Annotated in this window: 12 protein-coding genes; 8 read left to right on the forward strand and 4 right to left on the reverse strand. The window is 63.8% G+C overall.

The features are described 5' to 3' along the window. Nucleotides 1–16: 16 nt before the first annotated feature. Nucleotides 17–322 carry a hypothetical protein gene (locus AB4Y44_RS26665; protein ID WP_368701296.1) on the reverse strand — a complete coding sequence of 102 codons (306 nt, stop codon included), beginning with the start codon at nucleotides 320–322 and terminating at the stop codon, nucleotides 17–19. A 540-nt stretch (nucleotides 323–862) separates the two neighbouring features. On the opposite strand from AB4Y44_RS26665, the gene AB4Y44_RS26670 reads away from it, so the two are divergent. The 4 genes from AB4Y44_RS26670 to AB4Y44_RS26685 all read left to right on the forward strand — a co-directional run bounded on the left by AB4Y44_RS26670 (nucleotide 863) and on the right by AB4Y44_RS26685 (nucleotide 6,318). Then, nucleotides 863–2,497, forward strand: coding sequence for an L-lactate permease (locus AB4Y44_RS26670; protein ID WP_342921658.1), 1,635 nt, complete (start codon nucleotides 863–865; stop codon nucleotides 2,495–2,497). A gap of 10 nt (nucleotides 2,498–2,507) precedes the next feature. Next, a complete protein-coding gene (locus AB4Y44_RS26675; protein WP_368701297.1) occupies nucleotides 2,508–2,726 on the forward strand; it encodes an EmrB/QacA subfamily drug resistance transporter in 219 nt (72 codons plus the stop codon). 69 nt (nucleotides 2,727–2,795) lie between these two features. Continuing rightward, nucleotides 2,796–4,457, forward strand: coding sequence for a gamma-glutamyltransferase (gene ggt / locus AB4Y44_RS26680; RefSeq protein WP_368701298.1), 1,662 nt, complete (start codon nucleotides 2,796–2,798; stop codon nucleotides 4,455–4,457). Nucleotides 4,458–4,509: 52 nt separating this feature from the next. Then, nucleotides 4,510–6,318, forward strand: coding sequence for an SLC13 family permease (locus AB4Y44_RS26685; RefSeq protein WP_368701299.1), 1,809 nt, complete (start codon nucleotides 4,510–4,512; stop codon nucleotides 6,316–6,318). Nucleotides 6,319–6,336: 18 nt separating this feature from the next. Here the strand turns inward: AB4Y44_RS26685 and AB4Y44_RS26690 are convergent, their stop codons facing one another. Together AB4Y44_RS26690 and AB4Y44_RS26695 are read right to left on the reverse strand one after the other, a co-directional pair. After that, complete coding sequence (locus tag AB4Y44_RS26690; protein ID WP_069262415.1) at nucleotides 6,337–6,984, reverse strand: transcriptional regulator; 648 nt, start codon at nucleotides 6,982–6,984, stop codon at nucleotides 6,337–6,339. A gap of 104 nt (nucleotides 6,985–7,088) precedes the next feature. Further along, nucleotides 7,089–8,057 carry an ornithine cyclodeaminase family protein gene (locus tag AB4Y44_RS26695; protein ID WP_342921790.1) on the reverse strand — a complete coding sequence of 323 codons (969 nt, stop codon included), beginning with the start codon at nucleotides 8,055–8,057 and terminating at the stop codon, nucleotides 7,089–7,091. 168 nt (nucleotides 8,058–8,225) lie between these two features. Here AB4Y44_RS26695 and AB4Y44_RS26700 point away from each other — a divergent pair, with 168 nt between their 5' ends. The 4 genes from AB4Y44_RS26700 (at nucleotide 8,226) to AB4Y44_RS26715 (ending at nucleotide 14,394) form a co-directional block, all read left to right on the forward strand. After that, nucleotides 8,226–9,023: an ABC transporter substrate-binding protein gene (locus AB4Y44_RS26700; protein ID WP_324156923.1), complete on the forward strand. Its 798-nt coding sequence runs from the start codon at nucleotides 8,226–8,228 to the stop codon at nucleotides 9,021–9,023. A gap of 31 nt (nucleotides 9,024–9,054) precedes the next feature. Beyond that, nucleotides 9,055–10,299: an FAD-binding oxidoreductase gene (locus AB4Y44_RS26705; RefSeq protein WP_342921653.1), complete on the forward strand. Its 1,245-nt coding sequence runs from the start codon at nucleotides 9,055–9,057 to the stop codon at nucleotides 10,297–10,299. A 440-nt stretch (nucleotides 10,300–10,739) separates the two neighbouring features. Beyond that, nucleotides 10,740–11,777 carry a 3-oxoacyl-[acyl-carrier-protein] synthase III C-terminal domain-containing protein gene (locus AB4Y44_RS26710; protein WP_368701300.1) on the forward strand — a complete coding sequence of 346 codons (1,038 nt, stop codon included), beginning with the start codon at nucleotides 10,740–10,742 and terminating at the stop codon, nucleotides 11,775–11,777. 28 nt (nucleotides 11,778–11,805) lie between these two features. After that, nucleotides 11,806–14,394 (forward strand): hybrid sensor histidine kinase/response regulator, encoded by a 2,589-nt coding sequence (locus AB4Y44_RS26715; RefSeq protein WP_368701301.1) that lies wholly within the window; start codon nucleotides 11,806–11,808, stop codon nucleotides 14,392–14,394. On the opposite strand, the gene AB4Y44_RS26720 is transcribed toward AB4Y44_RS26715, so the two are convergent. Next, the gene (locus AB4Y44_RS26720; RefSeq protein ID WP_342921789.1) at nucleotides 14,367–15,530 is read right to left on the reverse strand and encodes a hybrid sensor histidine kinase/response regulator; all 1,164 of its coding nucleotides are present in this window, start codon (nucleotides 15,528–15,530) and stop codon (nucleotides 14,367–14,369) included. The genes AB4Y44_RS26715 and AB4Y44_RS26720 overlap by 28 nt on opposite strands. Between the last annotated feature and the right edge of the window lie 39 nt (nucleotides 15,531–15,569).

Consider the following 15,569-nt stretch of genomic DNA (forward strand, 5'->3'; position numbering starts at 1 on the left):
AACGGCCATTCCTGCATCAGTGCCGCCAGGCTCCGGGCATGAGTCGGGAGTCAGCGAAGTGCCCAAACTGGGCAAGCAGCAACTCGATGCGAAGGAGAGCGCAAAATGGCCGCTCCAGCACGACCAGCGATCGGGCGATGTTGCAGGCGCTTTGAACGCGTAGGTCGTCAGGCAGTTGCGCCTCGACGAAGTTGATGAATTTCGACAGATCGGACCGCACGCGTGTCTTTTCGCCGGACCAGAGATCGACCACCTGCATTCGAAGGACTGCAAGCCTCAGCAGGTAGTCACTGCCTTCCAACGCGTTGACTTTATCGTCCATCGCCGCCGTATCCGTGGAACCGACAAGCTCGATGCCGCAACTCGTCATGATTCAGCATACCCCCGGGGCGAGCCGGCAGTCACCAGCATAGGCGTGTCCGAAAGCCGTGCTTTTCGGAGCGGCGTGCGTCAGCTATTTCGCCGGAGCGGAAAAATAAACCGGGCGTTTACACTTGATCCCCAATTCGCTTGCAGGGTTGATGTGCCACGCAACGGTCGATCGCATTAGCAAACCTGGTAGTGGCGCGCGAACAGCATCCCAACGTGTGGGATGTCCCGCCTGCGCAAATGCCGATGTTTCATTGCGGGCGCAATCATTATCGTTTTTCGAAAGTCGGTAATCGGTTGAGAACGACGTTAAATAACGAAATAATTTTCAGGGAAAGGATAAGCCACTCAAATCAGAAAAATGTTGCACAACGAAATAAGTTACTGGATTTTTATCTTGCAGCTTAAGCAAAAGCGACTATCATCAGTTAAATCGATTTCCAGGCCGAATCTCCCAACGTCAACGGAGACTTTGTCGGTATGAGGGAAGGAGATGGCTGAGACATCAATTCCGGTCGATCTGATTCACTGGATTCTGGCAACACTTTCCATCGTCGCGCTGCTTGTCTTTCTCGTGCCGCTGCGCTGGCGCGCGCCCGAGGCGGGTCCGGGTGCAATGTTCGTGGCGGGTTTGATCGCCTTTTTCGCATTCCGCACTCCCCTTGGGACATTGACCGTCGCAAGCGCGAAGGGCGTATGGGACGCCATATTCATCCTGTATGTCATGTGGCCGGCATTGCTGCTCTACCAGATCACCAAACAGGCCGGCGGATACGACGCCCTTCGTCAAGGGATTTCCCGCTTTAGCCGAAATGAATTGTTCGTCATTCTCGGGCTCGGCTGGGTATTTTCATCGTTTCTTCAAGGCATCGCCGGGTTCGGCGCGCCGATTGCCGTTGTGGCTCCGCTGCTGCTCGCAATCGGCGTGAGACCCGTTTACGCCGCCGCCATATCGATCATTGCGCATGCATGGGCCCGGTTCTTCGGCACGCTTGGCGTCGGCTGGCTGGCGACCTTGCAGGTGGCGGATGTGCAGGACGTGACGCGGGCCGCGTTCGAATCGTCGCTGCTTCTGCTCATTCCCACCTACTTTGGCGGGCTGCTGATCGTGTGGCTGTACGGACGCTGGGCCGCGGTGCGTCATGCCTGGCCGCTCGTCCTGATTCTTGGCACCATACTCGGCTTCGGTCAGCTGATTTTTGCGTTCCTGAGTCCGGAGCTCTCCACGTTTCTCGCAGCGGCCATTGCGATGATCTCGCTGTACCCGCTCTCGCGCTGGCGCCGTTTCAGCGAGCCGGTTCCGCAAGCCGACGTGCCGCTGCGGCCCGCAATGGACGAAACGGCGGTCCGTACCCAGGCGGATGCGAGCGAGCCGGTGATGAGCATCGGCATGGCCTTTCTGCCGTATGTCGTGCTCACGGTCGTCACGCTGGGTATTTTGCTCATCGATCCGCTGAATAACACCTTGCGGCAATTCCGTATCGGTCTGCCGTTTCCCGAAGTGACCACGGGATTCGGCGTGACGAACGCGGCGGTCCCGCGTTATGCGCCCTTCGCGCCGTTCACCCATCCGGGCACGATGCTGCTGATATCGGCCATCATCGTGTGGATCGTGTATCGCGCGAATGGCTACTACGGGGCGTGGCAGTCGCGTCATGGCAAGGAAAACCTCGGGCGCTCGCTCATTGTGGATGGCGTGCCCGCGTCGCTGCCCGTCATCGCGTTCCTCGTGACGAGCCGGGTTCTCGATCACAGCGGCCAGACCATGGTGCTCGCGCACGGTATTGCCGACGCGTCGCCGCCGCTCGTCTACGCGGGCATCGCCAGTGTGATTGGCGCGCTTGGCGCGTTCATGACATCGAGCAGCACCGCTTCGAACGTCCTGTTCGGCGGCTTGCAGAGCGACGTGGCGCATTTGCATTCGCTGCCCGTGGAGGCGATCGTGGCGGCGCAGGCCGCAGGCAGCGCCTACGGGAATGCGATCGGCCCCGCGAATATCGTGCTGGGCACCAGCATCACCGGTATCAAGGGCCAGGAAGGCGCGGTCATGAAACTCGCCATTCCGTGGACGATCATCGTGGCCGTCCTCACCGGGATAGGCACGATTGTTCTCGTCATGCTCGCGTGAGGTCATCGGCATGGACAAGCTCGTGGCAGAAACGATGGCGCTGATCCTGATGTTCCTCGCCTTTCCGCTCACCAGCAGGGGCGCGACCACCGGTAACACGCTGCTGCTGAGCTTCGGCCTGCTATGTGTGATTGCCGGCGGCGCGTTGCCTGTCATCACGCGCTTCATGGACCACTCCAAAGACAAGGTCAGGGACGCGGGCGTCGAGTTCGACGATCGGGCCTCCTGATTGATTCGTCGGTTTCGCGCGTTCAAGCGTGTCGCTTTGCCGGATCAACATCACGGGAGCGCATTCATCATGAGTCATCCAAACGGCCCTCGCACCGGTCGGCCGCCCACCCGCGCGCCGCAAGGGATGGTGTCCACTCCTCACTATCTCGCGAGCCAGGCCGGCCTTACCATGCTTCAACGCGGCGGCACAGCAGTCGATGCCGCGATTGCCGCGAATGCCGTGCTGTGCGTCGCCTATCCGCACATGGCGGGACTGGGCGGCGACGGATTCTGGCTGATCGCCGACGGCAAGAGCGAGCAGGTGTACGCCATCAATGCGAGCGGACCCGCTGCGCAGCAAGCCACACTGGCCCGCTATCGGGGCAGCGCCGGCGCCGACGAAATCGCGGCGCGCGGACCACAGGCCGTGCTCACCGTGCCGGGGGCGATCGATGGTTGGCGGCTCGCCCACGAGCGCTTTGGGCGGCTGACGTGGGCGGAGCTGTTTGCGCCGGCGATCGGCTACGCGCGCGACGGCGTGCCGGTGAGCCGCTCGCTCGCGGACTGGACGGCGCAGGACGTGCCGATCCTCACGAAATATCCCGAAACCGCGGCGATTTTCCTGCCGGGCGGCCGCGTGCCGGCGGACGGCGAACGGCTCGTGCAGGGTGCGCTCGCACGCTCGCTGCAGCATCTCGCCGATCACGGCGCACGGGCGGGATTTTACGAAGGCGACCTCGCCGCACGGATCTGCGGTGCGATCGGTCAGGCGGGCTCGCCGCTGCAGGCGGACGACTTCGCCGCGTACCACGCGCAATGGGTGACGCCGATCAGCACGACGTACCGGGGCAATACCGTGTACGAGCTGCCGCCGAACACCCAAGGCTTCACGCCGCTGCAAATCCTGAACCTGATCGAGGGCTACGACGTCACCGCGTGGGGCGACGGCACGGCGGACTACTATCACCACCTCGCCGAAGCGGTGAAGATCGCGTTTGCCGACCGCGAAGAGTGGCTGACCGACCCGAGCTTCGTCGCGATACCCGTGGACGAGCTCATCTCCAAGGCGTACTGCGACGAGCGCCGCAAGCTGCTGGACCCCAAACGCGCGCTGGACATCGCAACGGTGCCCGCGGGCATTGCGTATCAGCATCCGCACGAACGCCGCGCGCCGGACGGCGACACCTGTTACTTCTGCGCCTCGGACAAGAACGGGATAGTCGTCTCGCTGATCCAGTCGATTTATCACGACTTCGGCAGCGCGGTGATGGGTGGCGACACCGGCATCATCATGCAGAATCGCGGCGCGTTTTTCTCGCTGGACGAGCATCATCCGAACAGCCTGCAGCCGGGCAAGCGAACGTTCCATACGTTGATCCCGGCGCTGATGTCGCGCGACGGCAAGCCTTGCCTCGCGTTCGGTTCGATGGGCGGGGAAGGGCAGCCGCAGACGCAGGCGGCGCTCGTCACGCGGATCGTGGACTTCGGCTACGACGTACAGCAGGCCATCGAGGCGCCGCGTTGGCTGATGGGCCGTACCTGGGGCACCAAATCGCGCAACATGTCACTCGAGGGACGCATCTCCGACGAAGTCGTGCGCGAACTGAAACGCCGGGGACAGCCCGTGCAGATGGTCACGCACTGGAACGACAACATGGGACATGCGCACGCGATCCGGGTCGATCACGAACAGGGCTTTTATGAAGGCGGCGCCGATCCGCGCGGAGATGGCGCCGCGCTGGGCTACTAGCTTCCGCGGCAACTGACTGCGGACTGGCAGACGCACACGAAGGGTCGAAGACATGAACCCGATGATCGTTACCTCGCTCATCCTCGCCGTAACGATGGTGCTGTTCATCTGGAACAAGCTGCCGGCGGCGGTAGTCGCCGTCATGTCGCTGCTCGCGCTCTACCTCACCGGCGTGCTGACGATGCACGAGGCGTTGGGCGGATTCGGCGATCCGCTCATCGTCTTCATCGCCGCGCTGCTCGGCGTCGGGATCGGCCTCGAGACGACCGGCGTAGGCACGTGGGCGGGCCAGTGGCTCATTCGTCATGCCGGCCAGAGCCAGAAACGGCTCATCGCTTCGCTGCTGATCCTGTCCGCCATCTCGGCGGCGCTGATCGGCATGAACGGCGCCGTCGTCGCGATGTTGCCGATCGCGGTCATCGTCTGCGTGCGCACGCGGCTCGAGCCTTCCCAGCTGATGATGCCGGTGTCGATTGCGTGCCTGACCGGCGCCAAGCTCACACTGCTAGGCAGTCCTGTGAATGTCATCGCGGCGAGCGCAGCCGATGCGGCAGGCGGCGCGCCGATCCGCTTCTTCGAATGGTCGATTGTCGGCTTGCCGCTTTTCGCGGGCAGCCTCGTCATCATTCTGGTGCTGGGGCCGCTCCTGCTGCCCAAGCGCAGTTCGGGATCGCTGCCAGCCGATTTCAGCCAGCATGCGCATACGCTCGTCGAGCAGTACCGCATGGCCGACGACGTGTGCCGGCTGCGCGTGCGTGCGGGCTCGCCGTTCATCGGCAAGACGGTGGGCGACATCGATCTGTCGCAATACCCGGGCCTCAGCGTCCTCGGGCTCATGGACGAAGCGGACGCGGAGCTGGGTGGGCAGGAAGCGGTGGAGGGGCAGCACCTGCTGGTGCGTGGCGCCGCGCCGGTTGTCGCGCGGCTGGCCAACGACCTGCACCTCGCCATTCGCGAGCCGTACGCGGAATCGCAGGCGGTGACCAACGCGCTGTTCAACCGTACGTCAGGCCTTGCCGAAGTGGTGATCCCGCAGCGCTCCGCGTTGATTGGTCAAGCCGTGTTTCCGGGCATGGCGACGCACGAAGGCGACCTGATCGTCCTCGCCGTCCAGCGCGGTGGGGAAGACGTGCCGGGGCCCTCCACGCATCTGGTCGCCGGTGACCATCTGCTGTTCCGGGGTACCTGGGAGGCGCTGGACAAGCACTTCTCCGACCCGCAGATCCTCATGGTCGATGCGCCGCAAGCCGTCCGGCGCCAGACTGTCGCGCTCAGTCGCGGCGCTCGCGAAGCGCTCATCATCCTCGCCGTGCTGGTCGTGCTGCTTGCGACCAATGTCGTGCCGGCCGCCGTGGCCACGCTGATCTGCGTGACGGCGATGGTGCTGACACGCGTGATCAAGCTGAGCCAGCTGTATTCCATCGACTGGAACACCTGCGTGCTGGTCGGCGCGCTGATCCCGCTCGCCACGGCGATGTCGAAGACCGGGCTCGCGTATCTGCTTGGCGACTACGTGATCCAGATCGTCGGCTCCGGCGGCCCGCGCGCCGTGATGGCGGGGCTCTTCGTCGTCGCCGCGGTGCTGACCCAGGTCATCTCCAACAACTCTTCCGCGCTCGTGACCGTGCCGATTGCGGTTGCCACGGCGCGGGAGCTCGGGGTGTCGGCGACGCCGTTCCTGATCGCGGTCGCACTGGGCGCGGGCGCAGCCCACCTCACGCCAATGAGCACGCCGGTGAACATCGTCACGTACGGGCCGGGCGCCTACGCGTTCGGCGACTACTGGAAGATCGGCGTGCTGATCGTGTCGTGGTCGATGGCCGTGGTCGTGTTCATTGCGCCCTTGTACTGGCGCTTCTAGTCAGGCATGGGTTGCGCGCTATTCGGCGTCCGCCTTCATTTCGCGCAGATGCTTGTAGACCGTCGCGCGCCCCATGCCCAGCACCTTCGCCACATAGTTGGCGGAACTCTTGCCCTTGAACGCGCCTTCGGCGTGCAGCGCCTCGACCAGTTCGCGCCGGTGCTCGCGCGTGAGCGAGTTGAGCGCGATCTGCCGCTCGCGCAGCCAGCCGTGCAAAAAGGTGTTGATGCGCTCCTGCCAGTCGTCCCGGAATAGCTCCTCGGGCTGTGCGATCACGCCTGCGCCGCGCAGGAAGAGGTTGAGCGTGGCCTGCATGTCGTCGAACGCGGCGATGTTGAAGTTGATGCACATGACACCCGCCGCGTGCCCTTCGTCGTCGAACAGCGCCGTGCTCACGCAACGCATGCGCCGGCCGTCCCAGTTCACCTTCTCGTAGGGGCCGAGCAGCTTGTTGCGGGTGGTTTCCTCGACGTCTTCGAGCGCGGAGTCGTCGCCGACCTCGCGCTTCGAGAGATTGTTCGAGAGATACGCCACGGTCTGGTCCGAGAGGTCATGAATCACGACCTCCGCGAACGGAAAGAACAGCGTGGTGATGCTGTCCGCCACGTGCGCGTAGCGCGCGAGCAGCAGGTCGCGCGCGGACTTCGGGCTGGCGGTTTTCTTCACGCGGGTTTTCTCGTCTTCTCGTTTCGGCATCGGTGTGGGACCGGGTTGCGGCAGAAAGGACATCGATGATACTGCGTTCACTCGACGCCGCGCATCAACGGGCATCAGCTTGCGCTTTGCAGATGCTCGTACAGCGCGTTCGCGACGGCGATGTCTTCGAGGCCAAGGCCGATCGAGCGGAAGAAGGCATGGCGCGCGTACGCCGGTCGCGGGCACGCGTCGTTGGCGAGTTCCGCGAGATCGCCCGCGATCGCATCGGGCGACCAGCCGTGCTCGCGCGCGGCCAGCACCATTTCGCCCGCGCTTTGCGGCGTGGTGTGGCGATAGTCACAGTACACGTCGAGCGAGGGCAGCGCGGCCGGATCGATCTCGTGCGCGTGTGCGGCGTTCGTGCTGATCGAGGTGACGAGGGCGGGTTTCGTCAGCGTGTCCAGCGCGAGCACGGGCTTGCCCGACGAGGTGCACAGCATCACCACGTCGGCGTCGTGCACGCAGGCCTGTGCCGTCTGCGCCACGCTTGCCCGCGCATCCAGTGCGCGCAGTTCGGCCTGACGCTGTGGGTCGCCGGCGAGCTTCGGCGAAAACACGCGAATGGTCTCCCACGCGCGCAGCGGCGCAACGTGACGAAGATGCGCCAGCGCGACCGCGCCCGAGCCGATCACGGCCAGGCGCTTCGCCTCGCGCGGCGCGAGCTGGTCGACGGCGAGCGCTGTGGTGCCCGCGGTGCGCTCGGTGGTGAGCAGCGCCGAGTCGCACCACATGAGCGGCTGGCCCGTTTTCATCGACATCAGCGCGGTCCATGCGGTGATGATCGGCGGCTGGCCTTCGGCGCCCGCGATGTACGGCGAGAGCTTCGCGCCGAACACCCCCGCTTCGGCGAGCACGCCGAGATAGGTGATGAAGTCGCCGGCCTGCTTGGGGAACAGCGTCAGGGTTTGCGGCGGCTGCACGGCGTCGCCGCGGCCGAGCGAGGCGAACAGGCGGGCCAGTTCGCCCCGCACGTCGAGGCTGGGCAGGGCGGCGCGCACCTGGGCGGCGTCGACGACGAGCGGCGCGGCGATGGCTTGGGACATCTCGTTCATGTTGGGGCTCCGGAGTCGCGGTGTAGACATTTTTGTCCATTCTAGACTTTATTTTTATTTTTCGTCTATATTCCTCCTGCGGCCGCGGCCCGCGTGAAAGGGCGCCGCACGAAGCGCAGCACACTTGAACAGACACTTATTACGAATTGGGTGACGACGATGAACAGGAAGATGATTCGCTTTGCGGCGGCGGCCAGCCTTGCGTGCCTGGCGGGCATGACGGCGGGCGCGGCGCACGCGCAGGACCCGAAAACGCTGCGCTTCGGCGTGGAGGCGTCCTATCCGCCGTTCGAGAGCAAGACGCCTGCTGGCGATCTGCAAGGCTTCGACATCGATATCGGCAACGCGGTGTGCCAGAAACTGCAGATGAAGTGCGTGTGGGTGGAGAACAGCTTCGACGGCCTGATCGCCGCGCTCGAGGCGCGCAAGTTCGACGTCATCAACTCGGCCATGAACATCACCGACAAGCGGCGTCAGCAGATCGCCTTCACGCCCGCCATCTACGTGATGCCGATCCAGATGGTCGCGAAGCGCGGCTCGGGCCTGCAGCCTACGCCCGCGAGCCTGAAGGGCAAGTCGGTTGGCGTGCTGCAAGGCTCGACGCAGGAAGACTATGTGCGCAAGCATTGGGGCACGCAGGGCGTGAACGTCGTCACCTACGAGAACCAGGACCAGATTTTTGCGGACCTCGCGGCCGGGCGCCTGGACGGCGCGGTGCAGGAAGTGCAGACCGCCACCGACGGCTTCCTCTCGAAACCGCAGGGCAAGGGCTTCGAATTCGCGGGCGCGCCTCTCAAGGACCCGGCCACGCTCGGCGAAGGCACGGGCTTCGGCATGCGCAAGGACGACGCGGCGCTCAAGGCGAAGGTGGTGGCCGCGATCGATTCGCTGCGCCAGGACGGGACGCTCACGAAGCTGTCGATGAAGTACTTCGGCCGCGATATCGTCGCGAAGTGATGTCGATGACTTCGGACTCCAGAGCCGATTCATGAGCCAGAGCGCGATCGTTCTCGGGGCGGGCATCGTGGGCGTGAGCGTCGCACTGCATCTGCAGGCGCGCGGCGTGCAGGTCACGCTCGTCGACCGGCGCGGGCCCGGCGAGGAAACGAGCCATGGCAACGCGGGGTTGATCGAGTCGTCGTCGGTGGTGCCTTATGGTTTCCCGCGCGACTGGCGCACGCTGCTGCGCCTCGTGCGCAACGACTCGACCGTGCTGCGCTACGACGTGCGCTCGTTGCCCGCCTACGCGCGCTGGCTCGCGTCGTTCTGGCGCGAGTCGTCGCCGGCGCGCCTCGCGCACGCAGCGCGCGACATGCTGCCGCTCATTGAGCGCAGCGTGGCCGAGCACGACGCGCTGATCGCGCGCGCGGGCTTGCGCGACATCGTGCGGCCCATCGGCTGGCTCGAAGCGTGGCGCTCGCCCACCGGCTTCGAACGCGAAATGCGCGCGGCGCAGGGCGTGGCCGACGCACATGGCCTGCATGTGCAGATGTTCGACGCGCCGGGCCTGCTCGCACTGGAGCCTTCACTCAACGCAGCCTATGCGGGCGCGATTCACTGGATCGATCCCGCGAGCGTGGCGGATCCTGGCGCACTGACGAAGGGCTATGCGCAGCTGTTCCTGCGTGAAGGCGGTGCATTTGCACACGGCGATGCGCGCACGCTGATGCCCGACGGCAAGGGCTGGCGAGTGCAGACCGACGCAGGACCGCTGAGCGCCGGGCTTGCGGTCGTGGCGCTCGGCCCATGGTCGGATCTCGTGACGCGGCCGCTCGGTTACCGCGTGCCGCTCATGGTCAAGCGCGGCTATCACATGCACTACGCGAGCGACGCGCGTGCGCCGCTCGTGCGTCCGGTGGTGGATATCGAAGGCGGTTACGTGGTCGCGCCGATGCGTCGCGGCCTGCGTCTGACCACGGGCGTCGAGCTTGCCACGCGCGAGCGTCCGCCCAACTACGCGCAGCTCGACGCGGCCGAGCGCGAGGCGCGTCCCGTGTTCGGCCTCGGCACGCGGCTGGACGAAACGCCGTGGATGGGCTTGCGCCCCTGCACGCCCGACATGCGCCCGCTGCTCGGGCCTGCGCCGCGTCATGCGGGGCTGTGGTTCGCGTTCGGTCACAATCATCATGGACTCACGCTCGGGCCGGTCACGGCGCGCCTCGTTGCCGAGCAGATCGTCGGCGAAACGCCGTTCATCGATCCCACGCCGTATTGGCCCGCACGGTTCGGCTAAGAGACGTGCATTGAACCGGTAGCCTTTGCTTTCGCCAGTCAATGAACTTGCGCAGGCGCTCGTTGGCGAGCCCGGTGGGTCGATTTCCCGACGCTCAAGTTCCACTCACTGTTGCCGATATGCCGTTCGGGATCATTCCCGCAAAGTATGCGCCGAACATGAGTCGTGAAGCCTGAGCCGTCGCCGAATGGCTCAGGTAGTCAGAAGGTGAATTGAAAGAATGGGAGGGAGGCAGGTTCCCGTGAGCATGGCGACGAACCCCGGGCGCTCGAGACCCGGCCGCTGAAAGTCAACGCGTAGGGAAGGGGGGAAATTCGTGATAAACGGTGGGGGCGCTAACGTACGGGGGCCGTTCGGCCGGATATCTGATGTCCAGGTATCCGCGTGCCACATGCGCGAGACCTTTACCCATCCATTTTTTCGCGATTCACGGATTCTCTATGCTTATCAAGAACGTTGCAGTCAGTCTCCCTTCGCGGGTCGTCACGAACGAAGAAGTCGTCGATATGATCCGGTCCCACTCTACGGCTTTCGATGGCGACATCGACAGGACCGTGCGCACCATCAAGACACTGCTCGACCGGAGCGGTCTGGTTCATCGCCGCTGGTGCGACAGCCATGAGTCGCCCATCGATCACGTTGCGATGGCGACGCGCAAGGTGTTGTCGGAAACGTATCTGAGGCCGGAGCACATCGAGCTGTTCATCTTCGTCGGTATCGGTCGAGGATTCCTCGAGCCGGGCAACAGCCACATGATGGCGAGCACGCTCGGCTTTGGCAATGCCGAATGCTTCGATGTGGTCGACGCCTGCATGAGCTGGACGCGGGCCATGTCGATCGTCGACAGTCTCTTCAAGACCGGCCAGTATAAAAACGCGATGATCGTGAACGCCGAATTCAATATGCTCGCAGGGGGGCCGCTCTATCCTTCGAATTTCGCGCTCAAGCATCACGCCCAGGTCGAATACACGCTGCCGTCGTTTACGATAGGCGAAGCGGCGACGGCCACGCTCGTGGTCGCGAAGGAACCGGATAACTTCAGCTTTGCATTTCGCGGCAAGCCCGACGTCTCGGACCTGTGCACGATTCCGATTCCTGGCTACGAGGGGTATTGCCATCCCACCGACCGTATCGGCAAGAACGGCGAAATGCGGTTTACCTCGTTCGGCCACGAATTGCACAAAAATTCAGATGAGCTTGGCGAAGTCTTCTCCCGACTGGCCGTTCCCAAAAAGGACATCGACATCGTGTTTACGCACGCCTCCTCCAAGGCCGCGTGGCACGGCTACGGCGTGAAGGCAGGCATCGACGATAAGATGTATCACATCTATCCGGATACCGGAAATCTCGTTTCCGCCTCGATTCCGGCCGCGATTTCAATGGCCAAGGAGACCGGGAAGCTGAAGCGGGGCGACAGGGCGCTGTGCTGGGTCGGCAGCGCCGGCATGTCGTTCAACGTGAGCAGCTTCCTGTTCTGAGGCTCGGTATCAGTCTATTGAGAACGATATGAAAGGCATTGCGGGAGGCGTTCGCTATCTGATGCAGCGGGTTCGCGACGCATATGGGTTGTCGGACCTTAGCGTGCTGGCGGTGGGCGTCATCGGGACCATCGGACATCCGCTGTACTGGTTGTGGTGGACCTACATCGACCCCCAGCCCAATGAAAGCACGCTGATGCGCGTGATCGGCGCGCTCGCCTGTCTGTTGCTGCTGCTGCGCCGCTTCTGGCCCGCAGCAGCAGTGCCTTTCCTGCCGTGGTATTACTTCCTGACGGTAGCCTATACGCTACCGTTCTTTTTCACCTACTACCTGATCACCGGCCACTATTCGATGATCTGGTCGATGGCGGAAGTCGGGATGATGTTTTTCCTGATCGCGATTTTTCCGTCGTTCGTCGCGTTGGCGCTGAATCTCGCCCTCGGGGTTGGCCTCGCCATCCTCTGCGCGTGGATCGTCACGCCGGAGTCCTTGCACGTCGACGGCCATTTGCTGCTCTACACCTATCTGCCGGTTTTCGCGTTCGGCATCAGCGCGGGCCTCACGTTCAGCTACAGCAACATGCGGGGGATCACGGCGCAGGCCAAGAACGGCGCACTCCGGGCGCTCGCGGGCACGATCGCCCATGAAATGCGGAATCCGCTCAGCCAGCTCCGGTACGTGCTCGATCGCGTCGAGGAGGCGCTGCCCGCGATGGCCGAGTCGAAGCCTGTGCCGGCGTTGCCGGTCGACGCGGTGGCTTCGCTCTCGCAGCACGTTGCGCACGGACAGCTGGCGATCGACCGCGGGCTCAGAATCATTGCGATGACGCTCGATGAGGTCAGCGCCAAGCCCATGCAGTCGGACAATCTCAACTATGCGAGCGCGGCAGAGGCGACACGCAAGGCACTCGACGAGTACGGCTTTAGCGGCAGAAAAGAGCGCGGCCGCGTAAAACTGATGGTCCTCGAAGACTTTACCTTCAAGGTCGACGAGACCGTCTATCTGTTTACCTTGTTCAATCTGATCAAGAATGCGCTGCATCACATGGCAGCGCATCCCACGGCAACGCTCACGCTGACTGTCGACCGGAACAAGGTGATCGTTCACGACACGGGGCCGGGCATCGCAGCCGAGATGATGTCCCATCTGTTCGAGCCTTTCCGCACCCAGGGAAATGCTGCCGGCACGGGTTTGGGGCTTGCCTACTGCCAGCGTGCGATGCGCTCGTTCGGCGGCACGATCGAGTGCCGCTCGGAAGCCGGCCGATTCACCCAGTTTACGCTCGAGTTTCCTGCCATACCGGAGAGCGAAATCGCGGCCTACCGGCAGACGCTACTCGCGCGCGCCACGGAGTTCTTCAGCGGGAAGGCGATCCTGTTTGTGGATGATGACGCGGTGATACGCGAGAAAGTCTGCCATGCGTTTTCGGGGGTGGGCGCCCGGGTTGTCGAAGCGGAGAGCGGTGAGCGCGCGCTGACGCTCCTTCGAGAGAGTGCCGCCTACGATCTCGTGCTGATGGACATCAATATGCCGGGTCTCGACGGCTACACGACCACGGAGAAGATCCGTTCCGACGCCGACCTGGCTGGCGGGGGGCTGCTGGTCGTCGGTTATACGGCCGAAGCTCACAACCTGGCTCGCGTGCTCGCGAAGGGTGCCGGCATGGACGCAACGATCAACAAGTCCATACGCATGGTGGAACTGGTGAGTACGCTGCAGAAGCTCATGGAAAGCGGCGATCGCCATTTGCGCCACCCGCGCTTCGACGGATTCGCGGGCAAGACGATTCTCGTCGCCGACGACGACACCTACAGCAGGATGGTCGCGAAGAGCTATCTGGAGCGTTGCGGCGCCAGCGTCGTGGAGGCGGAGAACGGACAGGGCGTGCTGGCGCGCCTGCAGGGCGGTGGCAATGTCGACGCCATCGTGATGGACATGAACATGCCCGGCATGGGCGGCGTGGAGACGGCGGCGTGGATTCGCGCCCGCGTGGACGAGTATGGCGAGCTGCCTATCGTGGCCCTGACCGGCCAGTCCGATATGGCGGCAGTCAGAGCCTGTCTCGCCGCGGGCATGAACGAGGTCATGACGAAACCGGTGCAGGTCGGCGTGCTCTATGCCTGTCTCGCGCGGCAGTTTGCACACTCGCGCGTGGCGAGCGCGCCGGAGAAACGCGAGCGGCCGGCAGTGCCGGTCATGCGGGTTGCAAACCGGCCTGCGAATCGGCCGGCGATCGCGGAGAACGACCTGCTCGATGAGGCACACCTCGACGAACTGGCGTCGCTCGACCTGCTGGATCAGACCTTCCTCAAGGGCATTGCGCAAATCCGCTCGCTACTGGCGCAGCTTGCAACCAGTGTGGAGGCCGGTGACATCCGGGCAGTCCACGCGACGCTACACGTGCTTTTAGGTATCAGCGGGAATATCGGCGCGAAAGCGCTGCACCTGTATGTGAAGCAGATCTATCCGCGGGTCCTCGATGGCCAATGGCCGGACGAGACCGACTGGTTCGACCAGACCACCGCACTGGGAAACCGCTCGGCCGACGCGCTGCATCAATATTTTGTGGCGGCGATAAGCCCGGTCGATCAGCCGGGCGTGTCGAGCGAGGACTGAGGCTCGAGCGGCCGTTGCGCGTCAGTGGCTCGCGCGCATTCCTTGCGGGTGCCAAAGCGCATGGTGACCGTCGTCCCGACACCCACGGTGGAGTCGATTTCCAGGCCGCCGCCAAAAGATCGCATGATGCGGTTGCAGAAGATCATGCCCATGCCGTGGCCACCTTCTTCGGCGTGAGTCGTGATGGGGTCCCGCAAGAGTCGCGCCTTGATTTCGGGAGCAATGCCCGGACCGTTGTCGCGCACGCGGATCTGCGGTTCGAGCGTGTCGAGCACCTCAATGCGCAACGCAGGGCGGGGCGTGCGGCTGAGCGCGCGCAGGGCGTTCGACAGCAACGAAGAAAGGACGAGCGTCACGCAATTGGGCATGGCACGCACGATGAAATCGTCCCGCACGTCGACCGTGATCCAGTCGCGCTGCGAGGCTGAGAACGGGTAAGTGTCGAGCAGGGTGGCAATCAGGCGCGTCGCTCGCACTTCCCGGGCGCCAGCGCGCGATAAGGACTGCGCGCCACCGCTTTTATGCAAGCTCGCCCAGAAGGAAGAGATCAGCGTCATGCAGTACTGCGCATTGGCGAGCATCGAGGTTGCCGCATCGGCGACCTTGCTCTGCGGCATCGGATCGGACGCGCCGATACTGCCGTTTTCGATGGTTTGCGCAATCAGTGCGATCGTCGCCAAAGGCGTGTTCAACTCGTGCGCGAGGAACGCAAGCGTTTCATCCATCGCCAGCAACTGATGCTGGCGGGTTTCACGCTCGGTCCACTGCGCAATCGCCTCGCGCAGCGTCTCGCGTACCGCTTCGATCCGCAGCGGCTTTTCGATGATGCGAAATACGCCCCCGGTATTCACCGTTCGCAACAGCATGTCCTTGTCGGCGTAAGCGGTCACCAGAATCCGCACGATTCGCGGATAGCGTTGGGCGGCTTCGCGCAGCAGCTGATCGCCATTGCTGACCGGCATGCGGAAGTCGGTCACCAGGACTGCGATGTCCGCGCCGTGCTCCTCGAGTATCTCGATGGCTTCGTCCGCGTTGCGCGCGAGATGAACCGGATAAAGCCCCTGGACGGCGCGTGCGAAGTGGGTGCGAGACATCTCGTCGTCATCGACGAAAAGAATGGACAACGGCTTAGGCATGTGGGTTTCGGCAAGTCGCGTGACGTCAGCATAGCACGC

It is taken from the genome of Paraburkholderia sp. BR10937 (genome assembly GCF_040965695.1).
Lineage (GTDB): Bacteria > Pseudomonadota > Gammaproteobacteria > Burkholderiales > Burkholderiaceae > Paraburkholderia.